Origin of the sequence: Galbibacter sp. PAP.153 (assembly GCF_037029175.1) — a bacterium.
In the GTDB taxonomy this organism is placed as follows: Bacteria; Bacteroidota; Bacteroidia; order Flavobacteriales; family Flavobacteriaceae; genus Galbibacter; species Galbibacter pacificus.
Map to the genome: position 1 here is coordinate 81,911 of NZ_JAZEUN010000004.1, position 23,201 is coordinate 105,111.

The 23,201-nt window shown below is 39.0% G+C and carries 17 protein-coding genes and 1 tRNA gene; 14 read left to right on the forward strand and 4 right to left on the reverse strand.

Translation table 11 applies throughout. From position 1 onward, the window contains the following. Window positions 1–172 precede the first annotated feature (172 nt). The 9 genes from UXI14_RS03105 to UXI14_RS03145 all read left to right on the forward strand — a co-directional run bounded on the left by UXI14_RS03105 (window position 173) and on the right by UXI14_RS03145 (window position 10,516). Window positions 173–1,132 (forward strand): sugar phosphate isomerase/epimerase family protein, encoded by a 960-nt coding sequence (locus UXI14_RS03105; RefSeq protein ID WP_335964785.1) that lies wholly within the window; start codon window positions 173–175, stop codon window positions 1,130–1,132. Window positions 1,133–1,175: 43 nt separating this feature from the next. Beyond that, complete coding sequence (locus UXI14_RS03110; protein ID WP_335964786.1) at window positions 1,176–2,759, forward strand: beta-N-acetylhexosaminidase; 1,584 nt, start codon at window positions 1,176–1,178, stop codon at window positions 2,757–2,759. A gap of 201 nt (window positions 2,760–2,960) precedes the next feature. Next, window positions 2,961–3,034, forward strand: a tRNA-Arg gene (locus tag UXI14_RS03115). A 442-nt stretch (window positions 3,035–3,476) separates the two neighbouring features. Beyond that, window positions 3,477–4,472: a type IV toxin-antitoxin system AbiEi family antitoxin gene (locus UXI14_RS03120; protein ID WP_335964787.1), complete on the forward strand. Its 996-nt coding sequence runs from the start codon at window positions 3,477–3,479 to the stop codon at window positions 4,470–4,472. Further along, the gene (locus UXI14_RS03125) at window positions 4,447–5,286 is read left to right on the forward strand and encodes a nucleotidyl transferase AbiEii/AbiGii toxin family protein (RefSeq protein ID WP_335964788.1); all 840 of its coding nucleotides are present in this window, start codon (window positions 4,447–4,449) and stop codon (window positions 5,284–5,286) included. The genes UXI14_RS03120 and UXI14_RS03125 overlap by 26 nt, the downstream gene beginning before the upstream one ends. Window positions 5,287–6,381: 1,095 nt before the next feature. Next, on the forward strand, window positions 6,382–7,230 hold the full coding sequence (locus UXI14_RS03130; protein ID WP_335964789.1) for a hypothetical protein: 849 nt from the start codon (window positions 6,382–6,384) through the stop codon (window positions 7,228–7,230). A 34-nt stretch (window positions 7,231–7,264) separates the two neighbouring features. Beyond that, window positions 7,265–8,155: a hypothetical protein gene (locus UXI14_RS03135; RefSeq protein WP_335964790.1), complete on the forward strand. Its 891-nt coding sequence runs from the start codon at window positions 7,265–7,267 to the stop codon at window positions 8,153–8,155. A 39-nt stretch (window positions 8,156–8,194) separates the two neighbouring features. Next, on the forward strand, window positions 8,195–9,376 hold the full coding sequence (locus UXI14_RS03140) for a gliding motility-associated C-terminal domain-containing protein (RefSeq protein WP_335964791.1): 1,182 nt from the start codon (window positions 8,195–8,197) through the stop codon (window positions 9,374–9,376). 702 nt (window positions 9,377–10,078) lie between these two features. Then, window positions 10,079–10,516, forward strand: a complete 438-nt coding sequence (locus UXI14_RS03145; RefSeq protein ID WP_335964793.1) for a hypothetical protein — start codon at window positions 10,079–10,081, stop codon at window positions 10,514–10,516. On the opposite strand, the gene UXI14_RS03150 is transcribed toward UXI14_RS03145, so the two are convergent. The 4 genes from UXI14_RS03150 to UXI14_RS03165 all read right to left on the reverse strand — a co-directional run bounded on the left by UXI14_RS03150 (window position 10,499) and on the right by UXI14_RS03165 (window position 13,056). Continuing rightward, window positions 10,499–10,780 carry a hypothetical protein gene (locus tag UXI14_RS03150; protein WP_277898382.1) on the reverse strand — a complete coding sequence of 94 codons (282 nt, stop codon included), beginning with the start codon at window positions 10,778–10,780 and terminating at the stop codon, window positions 10,499–10,501. The genes UXI14_RS03145 and UXI14_RS03150 overlap by 18 nt on opposite strands. 28 nt (window positions 10,781–10,808) lie before the next feature. Continuing rightward, window positions 10,809–11,267, reverse strand: a complete 459-nt coding sequence (locus tag UXI14_RS03155; protein ID WP_335964794.1) for a hypothetical protein — start codon at window positions 11,265–11,267, stop codon at window positions 10,809–10,811. 22 nt (window positions 11,268–11,289) lie between these two features. Continuing rightward, window positions 11,290–11,472, reverse strand: coding sequence for a hypothetical protein (locus UXI14_RS03160; RefSeq protein ID WP_277898384.1), 183 nt, complete (start codon window positions 11,470–11,472; stop codon window positions 11,290–11,292). Between the two features lie 549 nt (window positions 11,473–12,021). After that, window positions 12,022–13,056 (reverse strand): LacI family DNA-binding transcriptional regulator, encoded by a 1,035-nt coding sequence (locus UXI14_RS03165; RefSeq protein WP_335964795.1) that lies wholly within the window; start codon window positions 13,054–13,056, stop codon window positions 12,022–12,024. A 311-nt stretch (window positions 13,057–13,367) separates the two neighbouring features. Between UXI14_RS03165 and UXI14_RS03170 the strand changes: the two genes are divergently transcribed. The 5 genes from UXI14_RS03170 (at window position 13,368) to rbsK (ending at window position 23,199) form a co-directional block, all read left to right on the forward strand. Further along, entirely contained in the window at window positions 13,368–15,569 is a 2,202-nt protein-coding gene (locus UXI14_RS03170) for an SUMF1/EgtB/PvdO family nonheme iron enzyme (RefSeq protein WP_335964796.1), read from the forward strand. A gap of 166 nt (window positions 15,570–15,735) precedes the next feature. Then, a complete protein-coding gene (locus UXI14_RS03175; RefSeq protein ID WP_335964797.1) occupies window positions 15,736–18,861 on the forward strand; it encodes a TonB-dependent receptor in 3,126 nt (1,041 codons plus the stop codon). Window positions 18,862–18,893: 32 nt separating this feature from the next. Continuing rightward, window positions 18,894–20,474 carry a RagB/SusD family nutrient uptake outer membrane protein gene (locus tag UXI14_RS03180; protein WP_335964798.1) on the forward strand — a complete coding sequence of 527 codons (1,581 nt, stop codon included), beginning with the start codon at window positions 18,894–18,896 and terminating at the stop codon, window positions 20,472–20,474. A gap of 79 nt (window positions 20,475–20,553) precedes the next feature. Continuing rightward, window positions 20,554–22,170: an ADP-ribosylglycohydrolase family protein gene (locus UXI14_RS03185; protein ID WP_335964799.1), complete on the forward strand. Its 1,617-nt coding sequence runs from the start codon at window positions 20,554–20,556 to the stop codon at window positions 22,168–22,170. 84 nt (window positions 22,171–22,254) lie between these two features. Then, window positions 22,255–23,199: a ribokinase gene (rbsK, locus tag UXI14_RS03190; protein ID WP_335964800.1), complete on the forward strand. Its 945-nt coding sequence runs from the start codon at window positions 22,255–22,257 to the stop codon at window positions 23,197–23,199. Window positions 23,200–23,201: the final 2 nt, after the last annotated feature.

Below are 23,201 nucleotides of genomic sequence, written 5' to 3' on the forward strand. Positions count from 1 at the left end.
AAAAGATCGTTTAATTATCAATAGACGGTCTTTTTTTATTATATAAAAGCAAGTCTTTGTAAGAAAACGACAATCTATTTGTAACATATTTATAAAAGTGATAGATTTATAGCTTCATTTTTATCAATAATTAAAATATAGACGACATAATTAACTACCAACCGAATCTAAAATGAAACGAAGAAAGTTTGTAAACAATACAGCCAAAACAGGCTTGGCGCTTACCTTTTTGGGGGCCATGGCCTGTAAGGAGCAGTCAAAGAAAAAAGAAGCCCCAATAGCCGAAATGGTAGAAGACGTACCATTGTTTTTTAAAATTTCACTTGCCCAATGGTCTTTTCACCGCGCATTAAAATCTGGGAAAATGGATAATTTGGATTTTGCAGCCAAAGCCCAAGCCCTAGGTTGTGAAGGCTTGGAATATGTAAATCAGTTTTTTGCAGACAAGGCCAAAGATACTGCATATCTTTCCCAAATGAACGACAGGGCAACTTCTGCAGGTATGAAAAATGTTCTTATCATGATTGATGGAGAAGGCCAATTGGCCGATGTCGATGCCAAAAAAAGGATGGAGGCCATAGAAAACCATTACAAATGGGTAGAGGCTGCCAAATTTTTAGGATGCCATGCCATTCGTGTCAATCTGGGCGGTGGAAAGGAAATGGAAGAAGCTTCTAAGGCAGGAATCGATTCATTGACAAAACTGTCGGAATTTGCAGCTCAGGAAAATATCAATATACTGGTAGAAAATCACGGAGGGTTCTCATCAAACGGGGCTTGGTTGGCCAATGTAATGAAACAGGTTGAAATGAAGAATTGCGGGACATTGCCGGATTTTGGAAATTTTTGTGTGGAATATGGCGAAAATTGGAGCTGTAAAAAAGAATACAATAGGTATAAAGGTGTAAAGGAAATGATACCATATGCCAAAGCCGTAAGTGCTAAATCACATGATTTTGATGCTGATGGAAATGAGACCCATACCGATTATTTAAAGATGATGAAAATGGTGAAAGAGGTGGGTTATACCGGCTTTGTGGGCATTGAATACGAAGGCGAAGGCGTTTCAGAAGAAAAAGGAATCGAACTTACCCGGGATTTGCTCATTAAAGTGGGCAAGGAATTAAGCTAATTATATTATTTAACCAACGCTATAGTTTTCTAGATATACATATATGAAACCACTAAAACCCTTGTCAACAAAGCCGTGCTTTTTATTAATGTTCATTGCAGTTATATTTTTGACCTCTTGTGAAAAAAAGGATAAGCCGCACACGCATTTATCCGATCGAAGTTTAATTCCAGTTCCGGCACAGGTGCATGAAATGGATGGAACTTTTGAAATATCAAAAAACACGATTTTATATACTGATGGAAATAAAGAGCTGGACAAAGTAGCCCAGCAATTTATCAATGACTTTAAAGGTCTAGGCAACCTAGAATTGAAAACCGCATCTTTAGCAGAAGGTATTGATAACGGGATTGTTTTTAAACTGTCTCAACAGATCGATACTGAAGAAGGATACACACTAAAGGTAACCGATCACCAGATTCAGCTTGAAGCCAAAAATCCCGAAGGTATTTTTAGGGGGTCACAAACAATTTTACAGTTGCTTCCCGCCAAACAAACAGAAGGCTGGTTGGTACCGGCCGTTGAAATAGAAGATTTCCCGCAATATGCATACAGGGGAGCCATGCTCGACGTGGCCAGACATTTTTTTTCGGTAAATGATGTAAAACGGTATATAGATTTAATGGCCGCATATAAATTTAACGTGTTGCATTTGCATTTAACCGATGACCAAGGTTGGCGAATAGAAATAAAATCGTGGCCAAAACTTACCGAAATTGGCGGAAGCACTGAAGTTGGCGGGGAAAAAGGAGGTTTTTATACCCAGGAAGAATATCAGGACATTGTAAAGTATGCTGCCGAAAAATATATTACCATAATTCCCGAAATAGACATGCCAGGCCATACAAATGCCGCCTTGGCATCATACCCCGAACTTAACTGCAATGGCAAGGCTACCGAACTTTATACGGGTACAGAAGTTGGTTTTAGCTCTTTTTGTACCGATAAGGAAATTACCTATAAGTTTATAGACGATGTAATTAAGGAACTGGTTGCCCTTACGCCAGGGCCTTATATCCATATTGGTGGTGATGAATCGCATTCTACCGAACTGGAAGATTACATACCATTTGTAAACCGTGTGCAAGATATAGTTTATAAATACGGTAAAACCCCCATTGGTTGGGACGAGATACGTCACGCTAAATTAAAGAACACTTCTGTAGTACAGTTTTGGGCCAATAAAGAAAATGCATTGGCAGCTGTGCAACAAGGCGCAAAAGTATTAATGTCGCCTGCTTCCAAGGCATATGTAGATATGAAATACGATTCCATAACGCCGCTAGGATTAAGCTGGGCGGGGATTATAAATGTAAAAACAGCATACAATTGGGACCCGGCAACCTTGGTTGATGGCATTGGCAAGCCGGAGATTGTTGGGATCGAGGCACCTTTGTGGACCGAAACATTGAGCAAAATAGAAGATGTTGAATATATGGCCTACCCAAGATTATTGGGCTACGCAGAAATAGGTTGGTCGCAAGATTCGCTTCGGTATTGGGATTCGTATAAAAAAAGACTGTCAATGCAGTACCAATACTTAAAACAAAAGAACATCAACTTTTACGAGTCGAAATTAATTCCGTGGTATAAAGCAACTGTTGATTCCACAGCACATAAGCACTAAATATTATCTATAACTTTGGGTGATTTAAAGAGGACATTTATTAAATGAAATAAGAGAAAAATTAATACGATTATTGTTTTTCAATGTTTTGCACGGGCAAAAAAAAGGTACAGAGTAATTTTTGAGAAACTTTGGTTTATTATTAATAATAAAATATTATATTTGCACCCGCATTTGCTAATAGTAAAATGCAAAACAAACGGCCTCGTGGCGCAACTGAATAGCGCATCTGATTACGGCTCAGAAGGTTCCAGGTTTGAATCCTGGCGAGGTCACTTTTAAGAATTCAAATTCTTTACAAAACCACGTAATTCCTATGGAGTTGCGTGGTTTTTAAGTTTTTGGGCGTTCATTTAATTTGATGTGATTTCATTGAAAATGTCAGTTATCCGTCAGTTCATTTTCAAAGTGTCAGTTCAACTGACACTTTCATCAAAAAAGCCGTAACGTATTGGTATAGTTGATTTTGACTTTTCGTCTGTAATGTTTAATCATTAAAACGACGACAGCTATGCGTTCTACAAGCTATGTTTTAACGAGTAGTTAGTTCAGTTCAGCCACTTCATTTCCTAAAGCTGTCGTTATAACGGCCTTATCCCTCTATATTTTCTTGCTACCCTACTTGTTTTCCAAATGCTTTTCATATATTTGTTCACTTTTTATATTCGTTCACGAATAATGAACTATGAAATATGATGAACAAAAAGAGTTGACAAAATGAATGAAGTAGATATTTTAAATAAAGCAATTCATAATTTAGAAAAGGACATTCCTATAACTTGGAAATGGAAAAATATGGATTACAATAACGATATGGGTATTGATGGAATATTGGACTTAACGATAAACAAGCATAATATTTTAATGTTTGTTGAGGTCAAGAAAGATGTTAAAAACCATCAGCTATTTAACATTATTGAATACAATAACAGGTTTGAAAATTTTCTTTTAGTTGTCGAAAAGCTATATCCAAAAGTAAAGAGAGAACTTCGGGAAAACCAAGTAAATTATCTTGAAGGGAATGGCAATGTATACATCAATGAAGCTGATTTTTTTCTATATATAGATACTAATAAAACCACCAAAAACCAAAAAGAAAAAGTAAATCGAGCTTTTACAAAAACAGGATTAAAAGTAGTATTCCATTTTTTACTAAATCCACAACTATTAAATGAGACACAACGAGAAATTGCAGGCATTGCCAATGTAGCTTTAGGTAATATTCCCCTTATCATACATGGTTTGTTAGAAAATAATTTTATTTTAAAACTAAATAAAAATGAATACGTCATTAACAATTATGAAGAGTTGTTAAACAAATGGATAACAGAATTTGAGCAGACATTAAAACCCACAATATTCAAGCAACGTTTCAAGTTTCAAAATGAAAATCAAGACTGGAAAACATTACAGTTAAATACAGAAAAAACGGTTTGGGGTGGAGAACCTGCAGGAGATATTATGACCAATCATCTACGTCCGGAAAAATTCACCTTGTACACTAATGAAGCAACAAGGGATTTAATGATAAATTACAGATTATTGCCGGATGACGAAGGTACTATTTGGGTATATGAAAAGTTCTGGGCAACGGATTTCAATAACATAGCACCCAAGGAATTGATTTACGCAGACTTAATGATTAACAACGATAAAAGAAGCAAAGAGACAGCCAAAATGATTTTTGATGAGTACATCCAGCCAAACCTATAAGCAGCTTGCAATTCCTTACTTCAAAGAAGTTTTTGACTGTATTGATGAAGTAATGATAAAACTAAATGTGCCTTATTATTTAATTGGAGCAAGTGCAATAGCACTGGAGCTATTGAAAGACGGGATCAAACCAAGTAGAGGCACAAAAGATATAGATTTTGCCATAATGATAGCTTCCATACAAGAATTTGAATTAATTGTAGAAGAATTAAACAACTACGGTTTTAATAAAGTAGAAGCCCCTTGGACTCTTTATAACAATGAGTTTAATGTGACCATAGATTTACTACCTTTTGGAGAAATCGAAGAAAATTTTACAGTCAATTTCAATGAGCGTTATACCGATTTACACGTTTTGGGCTTTAGTGAAGTATTGCAAAATCCGGAGACAGTTCAGATAGAAGAAAAGTCAGTACAAATTCCGTCCTTACCGGGAATGGTCATTTTAAAACTAATTGCCTGGAGCGACAGGCCCGAAGAACGTGATACTGATTTGTATGATATTTTAAGAATTATTGAACATTATTTCGATTTGAATTTTGATGAAATAGTAGAACATCACAACGACACCTTTCCGGAAGAAGGTGATTTAGACCAACTTAAAATTGCAGCAAGAGTATTGGGCAGAAAAGCAAGCCGGTTTTTAAATATTTCAGAGGTAATTAGCAATAGAATTATAAAAACTCTAAACGATAATATCACAAACCCTAAAAACTCTGCAATAGCAAAACAGTGGGTTAGTAAGAAAGAATGGGACTTGGAATATGTTGTTCAAATTTTGGAGGAGTTTAAAACAGGGTTAAAAGAGCAATGATTTTACATATGGATAAAATTGATAGTGAAAATTTTGAACAACTAACAAAAATTTTTTTTTCAGATTTATTAAGATTGAGTATGTAATCCATAAGGAATGAATTGCAGATTAAGCCCACAGGGCAAAAAATCTCCGCCATTCATCCTTCACGGCTCGCCCGGTCTTTTTTGCCCTTCCCCGTCCAGTCGCCTATGTGGTTTTTTCCAACGCTTCCGGCACTTGGAAAAAACAAGTGCCGGGCTCCAACGCTCGAAACCATCCCAAGCTATGTTTACATAACGGGCAGTTATAGTTCAGCCGCTTCTCCCACTACCCCCTCAAAGCTGAAAGCCATAACGTTATTATGTAAAATAGCGGCGCACCCCTGCTTTTGTCCCGTCTATAAATCTAATTCGCCGCTATTCACGAGTTCCTTTAAAAACAATAAAATCCATACGAGTAAATAGCTGCTCTTCGGGAGAGAAAAGTGATTTTTTATATGCAAATGCCGATGAAAGTACCGCTATGGTTATTGTGAACAGGGAAATGGAATTCAATGGAAGACTGGAAAAGATGTTTTTCACCTTGATTTGGGAAAAGTCAGTTTCAGGATGGAAAATTACCAAAGAATCTGTATCTGTTAAACCAATTTAGTACAAAAGAGGCTGTCTAAAATTAAGTGTTTTTAGACAGCCTCTTTCATCAAAAAAGCCGTAACGTATTGGTATGGTCCATTTTGACTTTCGTCTATGATTGTTTAATCATTGTAGAGACGACTACTATGTCAATTACCGACACATTCTGAGATAGCGCGTATGGAAGCGTATGGGATTGGTTTTCTACAATTTTTTTTATATTTTTATAAATATCAAGACCTCTATGTATCTTTTTAAGATGCATTTTTATGTTTCTTCCCCCGGTCTAAAAATGAATTTACGCTTAACTCCCCCTTACCTCTTTTTTTAAGTTAAACCAAACTATAGATGTTATGAGGACAAATCTACCGTTTTTAAGGACCCTTTTTAAAATAACGATAACACTTCGGAAGGGATTGTTGCTAAGGCGTATGTCAAGTTTTACACTGCTCCATAAATAGACTTTTAAAGCTCCTGAGATTTGAAACTTAACCATTTCCTTATCCTTTCAATAGGGGTATTCATAAATGCCCTTCCAGCCGGTGCCTATGGGCAAAGGGTGTATGCCACGGTACAACAAAACGGTGTTTCTTTACCGTTATTGGCAAATATAGACAATCCACAAGGAGCAGTTGATACCATCTACACCAATTTTTCTACCCTAAATGTGAGTATTGGCGGGGTGGGTCTTGTATATGCCCAGCAGAACCTTCAGTTTACGGGTGCGCTTCGGCCTTCTCCTTCCTCACCGATTATTATAAAATTTGGAGCTGGAAATACACTTTTGGGACTGGTCAATGCATTAATTGTTCAGCGGACCAATGGAGGGATGAATACAACGGTAGGTACGGCATATTCATCATCTAGATTGGCTACACTGATAACCTCTAATGCCGGGTCCAATGCAACGGAAGTATCGATTCCCATACCGGGGCCCAATACTGCAAGCGACGGAATCCGCTTACGGATAAATACTGCTTTGGGAGTGGGAGTAGCTGCTAACCTCTTTTATGCTTTTTTTATCGTGCCCCCGATACCTGTTAATACTGCTATATCCATCTGTGAAGGAGAAACGGGCCTGATTGAGATAGCTAACTTTCAACCGGGTTATACTTATCTATTATATGACTCCCTTATCGGAGGGGCCCCGATATTAAGCGGTAACTCCCAGGTGATTTCCTTTAATGTTGCAGACCTGTCCAGTGGAAATTATTACCTCGAAGCTATAGAACCTGGTACCGATTTTGCATCAGCCAGGGCTGCCATTCAGATAGTAAAGTATTCTAAGCCCGGAAATCCGGATATTGTTATCCATATAAACGAGAACTAAAAACAATTGAAATTTAACCTAAAAATCACTACTAATGAAAACGTTCAGCAAATTTTTTTTTACAACCTTTTTGGTAACACTGTTATTGAGCTCCTATCAAAATTATTCCCAGACTGTACCAGCCCCTCAAGTTCCAATTTCAACCCCAACGGACCTGGATGTAGGGACTATTGATAGCGGGGCGGCAACGGTTACTGTAATGGATGAGGCAGTTCTATTTTATAATCCAGCCACCAGTGGTCCTTCCATTACACTAACGGCCAGTGTGGATGATGGAGAGGGAAATGTATTTGATTCCTATCAGTGGTATCTGGTCACTGCAGATGGAACTGAAAATACGGTAACAGGTCAGACTACCGCAAACCTTACCCTCTCTGGCCTTGCTCCGGGATATCATAAATACCGTATCTATGGATTATTGGATAATGAAGGGGGGACCGTAACCTGTCAATCTGAAGAATATCAGGATATAATCCTTTTTGTGTTGCCGCCTCTTGAGGTGGAAACTACCGTAAATTTAAACGGGAACCCATTGGGATATTGTGCAAATGATATTCCCGATGTGCCCATAAATTTATCGGTTACCAATCTTACGGCTGATTATTCTGCCAGCACCAACGGTTATGAAAATCCCCTGGGAAATGACTTTGAGGTCACCTATAGTTGGTTCGCAGTTTTAGAAGGCGGTACTGCCAATCCTATCGACCTTGGTACAACCACTGACAATTATGATATTTCAATTACGGATGCGGGAAGTTATACCTTTTATGTTGAAGTTGAATATGTGGTCAAGACCGATGACGGTTCAAGGGACTATATAACTTATGCAGGGGATGTGATAGATGGTTCAGGCGACCCATTGGAAATAACCGTCACCCCGATACCCGGAGCTCCGACCATTACCATTGGGGGTATTACCGATTAAATATGTCATGTGTAAAAACAAGGCCTTTTTGTATATATCATGAACTTATCCATGCATATTCGTTTTTCTTTATATCATATCAGGGTATATCTGGGCATGTTGGTTGTTTTTGCCGGGTTCCTTGAGAGCGGTTATGCCCAATCAGAAAATCAACGGATAGTTGTTGCCCCTGGAAAGTCTGTAGAATTAAATATTTCATCAAAAGGAGCAACACACTATATATGGTGGCGAAACGATACAATCATTAATGTGAGTGGCAGTAATTATATGGCAAAAAAGGAAGGGGTATATAGAGCCATGGCATACAATGGGTATGATTGTACGTCGATACTTTCAAATAGTGTCGAGGTTGTGCATGAAAATATCCCTGAAGAGTTTTCCGTGCAGCATTTTTGTGATATGGCAATGCCCACCATTATGGAAATAGATGTTGGTATGGAAGACTTGATTTGGTATGCGACAGAGGAGAGGGAAATAAGCCTACCTGCGACCACACGACTGGAGGATGGAAAAACATATTATGCTTCCAGTATAGGGACACCGGCAAAATATGCCGTTCAGGTATTTATGGATGCCTGTATTGATATTGCCCTCCAAAAAAATGTAGACAGGACCCAAGCCCCTGTCGGGTCATTGGTAAACTTTACTGTTTCGGTTTCCAATAATACCCAAATATCAGCAGCAAATATCCTGGTTAAGGAACCGTTGCCCTCCGGTTATATATACCTTAGCCACCAATCCAGTACCGGTGCTTATCACGTGACCGATGGTATTTGGGAGTTGCCCGTTCTGTTGCCCTATGCGAAGGAGACCCTGGCAATAAAGGTCAGGATTGCCAAAGGAGATAATTATCTCAATAGTGCGGATTTGTTGTATTCTGAACCAGAAGATTTCGTATTGAGGAATAATGTTGCAACCGCGTCCGTAAATCCATTGTGTATAATAGTATTTGATATTTTCACCCCCAATAATGACGGGATGAACGATGCATTTAAAATTGGCTGTATTGAGCATTATCCAGAGAACGTACTCAAAATTTATAATAGAAACGGGGTTTTGGTATATCATAAAAAAAGGTATGACAACAGTTGGAAAGGATATAGTAACGTACATGGTGCAATTAATAAAAACGAACGTTTGCCCGCAGGGATCTATTATTATATTTTGAATTTGGGAACTGATATAAAACCGATAATGGGATGGGTCTATATGGGGTATTAATTTTGGACAGCGATAAGAATGGATTGTTTATGAAAAAGCTTTTTTCAGTATCGATTAACCTTTGAACAACATCTAAATATAAAAGAGAAACTCATTACTGAGATGTAGCTCAAAATATAAAGTAACGGTCCCCCTTATGAGTTTATAACGGTTCCAAGGCATACATACCCCGGCAAGAGAACTATTGTCTAATCCTTTTTGGATATCATTGCTCGAGCTAATATAGTGATGCTACCTTATGCCCGTAGAAGAAGTGGACATATGATATTAGCGGCAAGTATGGTATTTGAGTTGCTATGTTTTTTGTAAAAACGTTTTTTAGGAAAATTAAATATATAGGAGGTAGCTATGACATATATCATATGCTATAAAAATCTTTAGTTTCTCAGCCTTACATTTCCTTTTTATCTGGAAATAGAAAAGGAGATGTTGTAAATAAATTGGACTTTATATGCCCGACCATCATAAAAATGATGGATAAAAATCATTGTATGCATGTTTTATATTCAAATGTTTAGGCAATGCATTGTAAGCCTCAATTTGTTATATTTGTATGGCCTGAAAGAGATTGTTATACTGTAATGAACCATGCTATGGGTTTGTGTTCGTGTAATGTGGTACACTGTTCAATTCGAGTTATGAAATTATAATAAAGATGCCTTGTAAAGGTAATAACGACAAGGGATAAGCAATTAATAAATAATGGCAAAACAGGATTATAATAGGGATATTTTAACGAGTGCTGAAAGATTCAAAGAAGTCTTGAAATTTTTAAAAATGAATGCTTCTCAAATGGACGGTATATTGAAATCAAAAGGGATTTTCAATGGTCGGGCCGTTTTAGACGGCACAGAGGATATCAGTATGCCCATGGCCAGGATCATTATAGAGAAATGGCCCGAGATTAATGAACTATGGTTGTTGACCGGGGAAGGTACCATTACAAAGGGGGAAGTTGAAACTGGGACCGGCATTTCAGTTGGGGATGTTGAAATTGTATTGAGGTGCTTATTGAACCACGAGGAAGTGCTCTTAAAAAATAAGATATTCAATAAGTGGTTGGAAAACAAAATATTAATACGGGAAAATAGTTTATTGAAGGAAATACAGGCCAAATATAATTTAACCGAAAAGGCCTAAACTTTTTCGAATTAAAAGATTCTCCCCTTTATTTTGATAGAATTCGGTTTCAAGCTTTCCGACCAGGTCCAGTTTATATAAAAGCCTTAAAAACTCTTCTTTTACCAACGCAAGCATATCAGCCTCTTCGCCTTTTTTGTGGGACTCTTTATTTTTATATTCATTTATAAGCTGCTCAAACCTCTTTATGGCAATATCATTTCTTAGCTCACCATTTCGATATTCGGATAAGAGTGTTTTTATTTGAATATTTAGTTCTTTCATTTTTAGGTTTTTATGCAGTAGCTTGGCGTTATTGTATTAGGGACTTGTTTACCTCGTTTATGAAACTGAATGCATTCTCAACAAATTCATCAGCTTCTTTTTTCTCCTGTAACCTTTTAATCCTGTAATTATTGAACAACTTGAAAATCAGAAATGAAATAAATAAAGAACAGGTTATATTAGCAATTTCATAGACATAGTCCGGATAGGGAGAATTTGAATCTATGAATACGTAGAATAAGTAATACAAGGCTACCGAACAGAACAATATATTGATCATATACGATAGTCGCTTAACCGATAAATTTTTGTCCGGGATAAAACCTATGACCCAAAAAGTAAACATAGAGAGCCCGAAGAGGATGTAATGGGTTCCAAAAGTATAAAGGAAACTTCGCGTACTGCTAAAGCCAAACAATCCGTCATCAGCTCCTTTTTCGAAAAAGATATGCCAAAAAGGAGCGGTGATAGCGGATAGTGAAAACATAATTAATAGAACAAGATAGATATTATCCCTTGTCCCTTGGGTTTTCAATTTCATCTTTATCGATAAGCTGGTAGTTTTCAATTTTAGATGGCTTTTCTTGGTTTGCTTTGTATAAGCTTTCTGTGTCTGTTACCTGATCATTAGTACATGAAAAACTCAATGTAATAATCATCATTAGTCCGATAAATAAAGATTTTTTGATCATTTTTATATAGTTTAAAAGTTAATAAGTTAAAATTAACTTTCTACTATACGCATATGCCTTCACAGGTTAAAAATTATCAAAAAATTATAAACAAAATCTACATAATGTATTGATTTTCATATGTGTTGATCTTATTCAATAAGATACAATATAATTTAAATTTTAATGGTTAAGGCCTCCCCTCATGCAAGTTAGGAGAACGTCAAATATAAAAAAAAACCTTCATTTAACAGTTATAGGGGACTAGTTTTTTTGATATATCCAACAACCCAAATAAACCCTAACGGATAGGGGTGCCGGGTACATCCTCTTTATAACCATTCCGATTTTTCGCTACCTCAGGGCTCAATCCATAGGAAAGAAATAGAAATTGCAGGACAAATTCCGGCAACATCCTATAGAAAATGTCATTGAAAATATAGAATTGTAAAAATTGCTGCCATAATCAAAGAGGCATAATTTAGGAATCGGGGATATGCCCAATTTTCATGAAATGGAAGTGTATTGCGGAAAAAGGAGCTGTTTTGGCTAGATGAAACTATTGATTTCCTAGTCCATAAGTCTTTTAACTGAATTTCTGATTTTAATAGTAGGCTTTAAAAGGATCTTGGAAGTATTTTGCTCTTCATCATATAATTTGGTATATAATAATTCCACGGCTACTTTACTGATATCTTCTACTGGTTGGACAACGCATGACAATGGTGTCGCCAAAAAATCCAGATAGGGGTGATCGTCAAAGGTAATTAAGGATATATTTTCAGGAATGTCCAATTTAGCCTCTTTAATGGCCTTCATACATCCCATGGCAATGGTATTGCTTAAGGCAAATATGGCGGTAGGCCTGTTTTTTTGTTTGAGCAACAGTCGAGTGGAAAGATATCCGTTTTGAAATGTGAAATTATCACCGATAATATTAAAATCATTGATTCCCGATTCTTTCATGGCCTCTTTAAAACCTTCGATACGGAGCTTATTCGTATTGGACTCTTGCACCCCTTGAATGCATACAATATTATGATGCCCATTTTCAATAAAATATTTAGCGGCCATATAGGCCCCCTTATAATTGTCTGTTGAAACAAAAGGAATGTCCAGATCGATGAAATAACGGTCGATGCATACTACCGGTATGCCTTGATTGTGTATCTCGTCAATATGTTCCCATTGATTTCCACAGGGGACAATAATCAGTCCTTCTATATTTCTGGAGACAAGCTGTCTCAATTCTTTTTTTTCAATTTCAGGATTTTCATCACTTTCCCCGATGATGGTAATGTAACCATGTTTCCTGATTTCTGTATTTATCCTACTGGATATCTCGGCAAAAAAGGGATTATTAAGAGAGGGGACAATTAAGGCTATGGTATTGCTTTTTCCACTTTTTAAATTAGCGGCGAATTGGTTCGGCACATAATTCAGTTCCCTGGCAACTTTTCTTATTTTTTCCTGAGATTTTTTCCCTATCCTATATTCCTTGGCCTTGTTATTTAGGACCCTCGATACAGTTGATATTGATAGACCTGTTTTTTCTGCAATGTCCCTAATATTTATTTTATTGCTATTATTTTCTTTATTTGGCATATATAGGATAAACGTTTGTACAAAGATACTTATTTTTCTTACATGATTTAATTTTTCATGTCATAAAAATTTTTTTTCGATAGATATGTTTGTATAAATTTAACATATCACTAATAATATAATAAAATATAAGGTCTATAAGTATCTTTATATCATTTTTACAAGGTGTTTTTTAAACATTTATCAAAATAATTTGCGCAAACGTTTGCATAATTCAAATTTCTTCTTTAGGTTTGTTTTGTAGAACTATGACAGACTGGTTTTAATATGCACAAACGTTTGTTTTAAATAAACTAAAATCTATTGAATTGATGAAAAGAATTTTGTACTTAATCATTCCCATGTTACTTCTTTTAAATAGAAGTGCTGCACAAGCGGTCGGTTACACAAGTTTATTTGAAGAGGTTTTTGAGGGGCCTGACCAAAATAAAGATTACCAAGCGTGGCACATGTCGATGGATCAATGGCGGGAGACGACCAGAAGGAGTATCGATTATGATTCTTCCCAATATAACAACCGCGAACTGGAGTGGATTAACAGCTCATTTATATATGTCCAAATGATGGCGCATGACCGTTACTTTTATGACCCATTGTCCAGTACCTATACCGTAGATCGTTATTTGGAGGATTTAGAGCAGAGATATGGTGGTATTGATGCTGTCCTGATCTGGCCTACCTATCCGAATATAGGCATAGATAACAGGAATCAGTTTGATCTTCTTCATGATATGCCCGGCGGAATAGAGGGGGTAAAGAAAATGATAGGTGACTTTCATTCAAAAGGGGTAAAAGTATTTTTTCCAATCATGATATGGGATAATGGTACCCGGAAAATCGACCTGCCAATGGCCCTGGCATTGGTAAAGGAAATGAAGCGCCTAGGCGCAGATGGATTAAATGGAGATACAATGTTCGGGGTTACACGGGAATTCATGGCCGCAGCGGACAGCCTAGACTATCCACTGATTTTTCAACCGGAACTCAGCATTGGGAGCCCCCAAAAATTTACACAAAAAAAAGAGACAGACACCTTGGAAGGGGACGGGGTTTCCAAATTAAAGCCTATCGAATGGAACCTGTCGAGCTGGGGTTATTTTTTTCCTTATGAATCCATTACCCCGGGGGTAAGTGTTTATAAATGGTTAGAACCCTCCCATCAGGTTTTTGTTACCAACCGGTGGGCAAGGGATAAAACGGATGATTTACAGCATGCTTTTTTTAACGGCATAGGCTATAATGCCTGGGAAAATATCTGGGGTGTATGGAATCAGATCACGGAAAGGGATGCAGCGGCCATTAAAAGGATATCGACTATTTATAGATCATTTCCGCAGATATGGAAGAGTAAACAATGGCGGCCCTATGTCCCGACCCTTCAATCACGGGTATATGCTTCGGAATTTCCCGGAAATGACCGGACCATTTATACATTAATTAACCGTGACAGTATACCAAGAGAAGGGGTTCAGCTCGAACTCCCCAATAAAAAAGGGGCCCTATATTACGATATTTGGAATGGAAAGGTATTGCAACCAGAAAAGAAAGGCAATAAGGTACTTTTGAACTTTCCGATCGAAGCACATGGATATGGTGCCGTATTGGAAATTTTAAAGGAAAGTGTCGATGGTACCATTGATAGTTTTTTAAAAAAAATGCATGACTTTTCAAATCGTCCTTTAAGTTCATTTTCTCGCAAGTGGGGGCCGCTTCCTCAAAAAATGGTGGAGATACAGGGCACCAGCCCCGTATTGGACATACCGGAAGGGATGATCTATGTTCCCGAAAACAATCATTATGAATTCATTTCAAACGGTGTCATGATCGAGGGGAATGACCTGCCTACTGCCGTAGGCATCCAACACCCATGGGAAAAACATCCCGCTCGTTCCCAGCAGCATTTGATGAGCATCAAGGCTTTTTATATCGATAAGTACCCGGTCACCAATGAACAATACAAATCATTTATGGATGCAACCGGATATGAACCTGAAGATAAGCATAATTTCTTGAAGGATTGGGATAATGGTACATATCCGGAAGGTTGGGCGAATAAGCCCGTGACCTGGGTATCGATAGAAGATGCAAGGGCATACGCCAAATGGGCCGGTAAAAGGTTGCCTCATGAATGGGAATGGCAATATGCGGCACAAGGCGGTAATAAGGACGTATTATACCCATGGGGAAGTATTATGGATACTTCCAGAATACCACCAATTGATTCGACCAGGACTTCCCGTTCAGTAACTGACGTGAATATTTTTCCCCAAGGCGCAAGTTCACTCGAGATAATGGACCTAACAGGTAATATTTGGCAATGGACGGACGAATATAGGGATGAACATACTCGGGCTGCCGTCTTGAAAGGGGGTGGATTTTATCGTTCTGCCACCTCTGATTGGTATTTTCCACGAGCTTATGAACTTAATAAATACGGTAAATATTTACTGATGGCCCCCAGTATGGACCGTTCTGCAACCATCGGGTTCAGATGTGTAGCAGATACACCATAACGAAGCAGGCACACCATTTATTTTTTAATAAATAGAACAAACGTTTGTTTTGTATAAGGACAATTGTAAAAATAATACCAGATCAAATAACTAATTAGCGAAAACACGCAATCAAATTCCTTGATGAAAAGATCGGAAGGCGAATTAACCAAAAACCAAGCAAATTATGAAAAATACTTTTTACGCAAAGGGGCACTATTTGAAGGTTATACCAAAAATTTGGTTCTTATCATGTATACTGATGATGGGTACTTACCATATGGCCAATGCACATAAGCCCATTGATACCGTTCGGATAGACCAAAATAAAGACATATATCAACAGTCCGTAACCGGTATCGTTACGGATGAGCAGGGCGTTCCGTTACCGGGAGCCAATATTGTGGAAAAAGGTACCAGTAATGGGGTAACAGCTGATTTCGATGGAAATTTCTCGATAGATATTTCTAATGGGAATGCAGTTTTGATTGTTTCCTATATTGGATTTGAAACACAGGAGGTTGCCGTTGATGGACAAGCAAACCTTGAAATACTTCTAAAGGAGAATGCTGCAAAGCTTGATGAGGTAGTGGTAATCGGTTATGGAACACAAAAGAAGGTCAGCCTAACCAGTGCGGTTGGTACGGTAGACGGGGAAACTTTGGAAAAAAGAACCGTAAAGAACGTGCAGCAATCGCTTCAGGGAAATGTATCCGGATTGACAATCCAGGATCAGGGAGGGGCGCCGGGGACCTCCAGAATGACAATGAGGATAAGGGGAGTAACGACTTTGAGCAACAATGATCCCTTGGTTATTGTTGACGGGATTGAGCAGGACCTTACCTATCTAAACCCAAATGATATTGAATCCGTATCCGTACTTAAGGATGCCTCTTCAACGGCTATCTACGGATCAAGAGCCTCTAATGGGGTCGTGCTTGTAACGACAAAACGGGCAAAGGAAGGCAAATTGAATGTTTCATGGAATTCCTACTATGCCATACAGAAATCCAATAATCAACCTGAACATATGGGCCTTGAAGATTATATGCGGATGCAGAATGTGGCATGGACCAATTCGTCGGGGAGCCCGATTTATACAGAAGAATACATTCAGGAATATATCCATGCAACGGACCGTCTTAAATACCCGCTCCCCAATACATGGTTTAATGAAGTTTTGCACCCTGCACCTCAAACGAGTAAGGCCTTATCCATATCGGGAGGAACCGAAAATATCAAATCGCTGGTAAGCCTCCGACATTTGGACCAAGAAGGAATTATACCCAATTCGGACTCGAAAATTTCGGAATTACGCATGAACACCGATTTTAAACTAAGCCCTAAATTGAACTTTTCTGCTGATTTCAATTACAGGCACCAAAGCGCTACAAACCCATTGGATGTAGACCATGTAATCAATGGAATGTTGCAAAACTCCCAATGGACGGTTCCGGTTTATCCTGACGGTACTTATGGAGTCTCTGCCGATGGTTCCAGCCCCTTGGTAAGGGCAAATCTTGACGGAACGGCCAAGGATTACCAAGATTATTTCTTGGGAAATTTAAAGGGCATATGGGAAATTGTGGGAGGCTTGAAGTTTACCTTACAGTACAGTCTTCGTGCCACGTTTGATAAAAGCAAGGATTTTTCAAACAAATATCAGGTACTGGACTATTATGACCCAGGTAAAGTATTGGTCAATAAGCCCATCAATAGTTTAACGGAAGGAAGGTCCGATATGCGGGAGACAACGTTGAACGGGCTTCTTAACTATACCAAAACCTTTGGGAACCATGATTTTAATGTGCTGTTGGGGTATTCGGAAATTGAGAACAAGGCCTCTAATTTATCTGCCTATCGTCAGGAATTTTACAGCAATGATATTCAATCGATTTCGCAAGGGGCCAATGATGGGACAAAAGATAATTCGGGTATTGATGTGGAATGGAGTTTACGTTCTTATTTTGGTAGGCTAAACTATTCTTATATGAATAAGTATCTTTTTGAAGCCAATGTCCGGTACGATGGATCTTCACGTTTTGCAAAGGGCAATCAATACAGTACCTTTCCATCCTTTTCTACGGGTTGGAGACTATCTGAGGAGAATTTTTGGAGCGGTTTAAAAAATACGTTCAATGAATTTAAACTAAGGGGTTCTTATGGTAAATCCGGAAACCAGGCGGTCGATCCCTATAGTTTCCTGGCGACATATAACTTACAGAGCTATTCATTTGGAGAGAACCCTGCCGTTGGCTATAGGCAAACAGATTTGGCCAATAGGGATATTTCTTGGGAAACAACTACACAGACCGATGTGGGACTGGATTTGCAAATGCTGACAAATAGGATTACGCTATCAGTTGACTACTATCACAAAAAGACAGAAGATATATTGTTGGAAGTTCCGGTACCGGCAACATTGGGACTGTATGCCTCGGCACAAAATATAGGCAGGGTGGACAATAAGGGATGGGAATTTACCCTGGGCCTACGAAACAGTTTTAATGAATTTAATATAAACAGCAGTTTTAATTTTTCAATCAATAACAACGAGGTAATTGATTTGGGGGGGACCGGCCCCTATATATATGGACTGTATGAAGGAAACGCATATCTAGGGGGTGCTAATGAATCCAGAGTGACTACCAGGGTAGGCCTTCCGATCCATTCATGGTGGGGGTATAAAACCGATGGATATTTTCAAACCCAGGAAGAAGTCGCCAATTATCCCACTATTATAAGTGATGCCCAACCGGGGGATGTTAAGTTCCTTGACGAGAACGGAGATGGAAAGATCACACCGGACGATATGGTTAATTTGGGACAGAGTTTTCCAAAATACAATTTCGGTGCCAATTTTGATTTCTCATATAAGGCATTCGCTTTAAATATCCAGTTACAGGGAGCAGCGGGCTATAAAGCCCGTGTTGGGGGAGCTTTGGCTGAAATGGGGATATGGGGAGGATTTACCCATAAGGTAACCGGGGATTACTGGACCCCCGACAATCCGGATGCGCGATTCCCCAGACCGCTAAAATTTGACCTTAGGAATATAATAATGGCAGATAGGGACCTGCTGGACGGAGCATACCTGCGGGTGAAAAACGTACAGTTGTCCTATAAATTGCCTGTAGCCTTCACAAGTGTATTGGGCATAAGGGATGCCAGTTTATACGTCTCGACAACCAACCTGTTGACCTTCGCCGCTTTAAATGATTTTGATGTGGATCCTGAAGAAGTTATAGGTGGACGTGCCGAACGTTATCCACAGACTTCATTGACTACCTTGGGTGTGAACATTAATTTTTAGAGAATATTGAAAAAAACATAAACTTTACAAAAATGAAAAACTTAAAATATTTCATACTGATAACCTTTATAAGTACTTCTTTTTTTAGTTGTGATGATGATTTTTTGGATACCGTCCCCAATGACAGGATTTCTTCGGAACTTTTTTGGCAAACAGATCAAGACGCAGTATTTGCAGCCAATGCAGTATACCCATTTTTACTGCAGGATGCCTTTAGTTTCACAATGTGGGATGCCATGTCGGATATTGGGCATGTTACCCTGCAATGGCGTGATGAGTCCCTTGTTGAAAAGGGCGCGCACAACTCATCAAATGGGAAGGTGGCTTCTGAATGGGCATTTGCTTATAGAGGGATACAGGCAGCCAATATATTCATGGGCAATGTTGAAAAAATGACCCCCCAGGATCCAGCTCTGATTGAGCGCTTAAAAGCGGAGGTCAAAGTCATTAGGGCATATTCATATATCCGGCTGGCCATATTATACGGGGACGTTCCACTTGTGGATCATGAACTGACCTTGGAAGAAAGCCGGGAATTGACACGGACCCCGGTGGAACAGGTTTGGGATTTTATTTCCGATGAACTCACTGCTGCGGCAGCTTCACTGCCGAAAGTCCAATCCGATAAGGGAAGAATAACAAAAGGAGCTGCCTTGGCCCTTAAGGCCAGGGCAATGCTATACGCTGGTCGATATACGGAAGCTGCCCTGGCAGCTAAAGAGGTGATGGACCTTCAAGTATATAGTTTGAACGCGTCCTATAAAGATTTATTCAGCTACCAGGCACAAAACACTGCCGAGATCATATTGGACCGGCAATTTGCAAAAAATGTCAACAACAACAACATATTCAATTTAACCACCCCCAATAGTATATGGCCACAAGTTAATCAATTTGTACCTCGAAAAAGGGCCGTGGATGCATACCAAATGGCAAACGGAAAGGATATTACCGATCCCACCAGTGGCTTTGATCCATATAATCCTTATATAAACAGGGATCCACGGTTAGGTTATACAATATATACTTTGGGGGATACCTTGTTAAACGGCACAATATACAATCCCGAACCCAATAGTGGAACCGGTGATGCCATAGGGTCATCTGAAAACTCTACCTTTTCGGGATTCAATGTTAAAAAATATTTGAACCCCGAGGATATGGCCCAACCTACCAATTGTGGTATAAACATAATTTTATTGCGTTATGCAGAGGTGCTGCTCACTTATGCCGAGGCTAAAATAGAAGCAAATGATATCGACCAAAGCGTATTGGATGCCATTAATGAAGTACGGCAACGCCCCGATGTTAATATGCCGCCCATAACCGTTATGGGAGGGCAAGAAGAACTCAGGGAAATCGTAAGGAAAGAACGCACCGTAGAGTTGGCATTTGAAGGCCTGCGTTATTTTGACATAAGGAGATGGAGAATTGCAGAAGACCTCACCGGGATTATCAAGGGGATGACTTATGAGAACAATAGCGGGGAGCTGGTGACCATAGCGTTAACGGGCTTTGACATTGCATTTGATAAGGAACGCGATTATTTATGGCCTATTCCCAATGACGAAAGGGTACTGAACCCCAATTTGACCCAAAATCCTGGTTGGTAATGGATTTTTGGCACTAAAAAACTATAAGTATATAAAAGTAAAATTCTTATAAACCGATTATAAACTTCAAAGATAGAATATGAAAACTATAAAAAAGACCAATGGCAGAATATACTCAATAATCGCCATAAGCTTATTGATGTTGAGTTGTGGCAATGAAAGTTCGAAAGCACAAGAACTGCCTTCCGTTACGATGCCCAAAGAAATCACACTGACCAAACAAGAGCTGAAGAATAAAATAAAGGGCGGATGGGCTGGTCAGACAATCGGGGTAACCTACGGGGGGCCTGCTGAATTTCGATTTAACGGAACGATGATCCAGGATTATGTCCAACTTGAATGGAATGATGATTTAATCGGCTGGTTTTATGATAACGAGCCGGGGCTGTACGATGATATCTATATGGACCTTACTTTTGTCGATGTACTTGAAAAAAAGGGGCTGGATGCACCTATTAGTGAGTTTGCAAAGGCATTCGCGTACGCTGAGTACCCATTATGGCATGCCAATCAGGCAGCGCGCTATAATATTATGAACGGTATAGAGGCCCCTGCTTCAGGACATTGGAAGAACAGTATGCATGCTGATGATATCGATTTTCAGATAGAAGCTGATTTTGCAGGTCTGATGTCACCTGGGCTTCCTAATGCCGCTTCCGATATTTGTGACAGGGTAGGACACCTTATGAACTACGGTGACGGTTATTATGCCGGGGTATATGTGGCCAGTATGTATACCCTTGCATTTGTTTCGGACGATGTGAACTTCATTGTGACCGAAGCCTTAAAGAAAATACCTTCCGAAAGCAAGTATTACCGTGCAATGCAGGACGTTATCGGATTTCACGAAAAATTCCCTGATGATTGGAAGCGTGCCTGGTTTGAAATAGAAAGGAGTAAATGGGCCCAGGACCTGCACTGTCCCGATGGTATTTTTTCACCTTTTAATATTGATGCCACTGTGAATTCAGCTTATGTTCTATTGGGACTCTTGTACGGCAAGGGGGATATTGCAAAATCTATGGAGATTGCTACCAGGGCAGGGCAGGATGCCGATTGTAATCCTTCGACCGTTGCCGGGATTTTAGGGACCATGGTCGGATATGACCATATACCGGATAAATGGTTAAAGGGACTAAAGAAGGTAGAGGACAGGGATTTTAAATATACAACGATTTCGTTGAACGATGTTTACGAACTTAGTTATAAACATGCCCTGGAGGTTATTGAAAGAAATAATGGTAAAATTGGTAATGACGAGATACAAATAATTTGTCAATCCCCTAAAACGCTTCCCTTAGAAGTTGCTTACCCCAATATTGAACCTACAGGAAACCTAAAGAGATCACGGGGTTCACTCTTTACGATTAATGACAATAAAGAGCATAGTATCGAATTTAGCGGTACGGGAATCGTTATAAAAGGCGGGATTGCCGGATTAAGCTTTTCCGGAAGCAGTGAACCTTTTGAAAATTATATCTATGAACTGGAGGTCAATCTGGACGGAAAGGTGGATAAGGTGATGAAACTTCCGGTTGATTACAAAAAGCGATCCGCAGAACTTTATTGGAACATGGAACTGCCAAAAGGGGACCATGTAATTAAATTAAAGTGGTTGAACCCTATGGAGCAAGGAAAGATAACCATCAATGAGTATGTGGCTTTTTCAGGCCAAAAAAACACAAATCATAATTAAGGGAACCGTGCTTGTACAAGGCCGTTTTCATTATAAGATATGTATGGAAAAATTTAAATGAAGTCAAATTATTAAGAATTATTGATGAATAAAATAGTAGTAATTGGAAGCTCCAATACTGATTTAATATCGAAAATGGAGCACTTTCCAATCCCCGGTGAAACCATAGAAGGAGAATCCTTTTTTCAGACCATGGGAGGAAAAGGGGCCAATCAGGCCCTGGCAGCACATAAACTGGGAGGAAATGTACAGTTTGTAACCTCTTTGGGAAAAGATTCAAACGGAAAGAGTACTATGAAGTATTATAAACGGGCACAGCTGGATGTGTCTTTATCTTTGATCACGGATGAAATCCCCTCGGGCACGGCTATGATATGGGTCGATGGGAAAGGTGAAAATAGTATTGTCATAAATTCAGGAGCCAATAAAATGCTTTCCAGCACCTATATCGATAAGATACAAAAGGTTATAGCCGAGGCATATATGGTCGTCTTACAACTTGAAATTCCCTATGAGACCGTAAAGAGAGTTTGTGAAATAGCCTCTCGAAACAAAACGAAAATATTTTTTAATCCAGCTCCTGCGCAAAGAATTGATGCAGAGATTATAAAGATGACCGATATTCTCGTGGTCAATGAAACAGAGGCCAGAATTATTTCCGGTGAAAAATCTGGAAAATTGGAACAAGAGAAGATGATTGATAGACTGAGGGCCATGGGAGCAAAAACGGTTATATTGACCTTGGGAAAGAAGGGAAGTATTTTTAAGGATGGCCGGACCATCATATCCGTACCTGCTTTTTCGGTAAATGCGGTAGATAGTACTGCGGCCGGGGATGTTTTTTGTGGTGCCATAGCGGCAGAGCTCTCCAAAGGAAGCTCATGGGAGAATGCCCTTGAGTTTGCGACGGCAGCATCTGCCATATCGGTGACTAAGATGGGGGCACAACCTTCCATCCCAACGGAAAAAGAAGTGTTGGAGTTTTTAAAAAGCAATACCTTAAGAATTAAGGCCAAGGCTGATTTATAAAA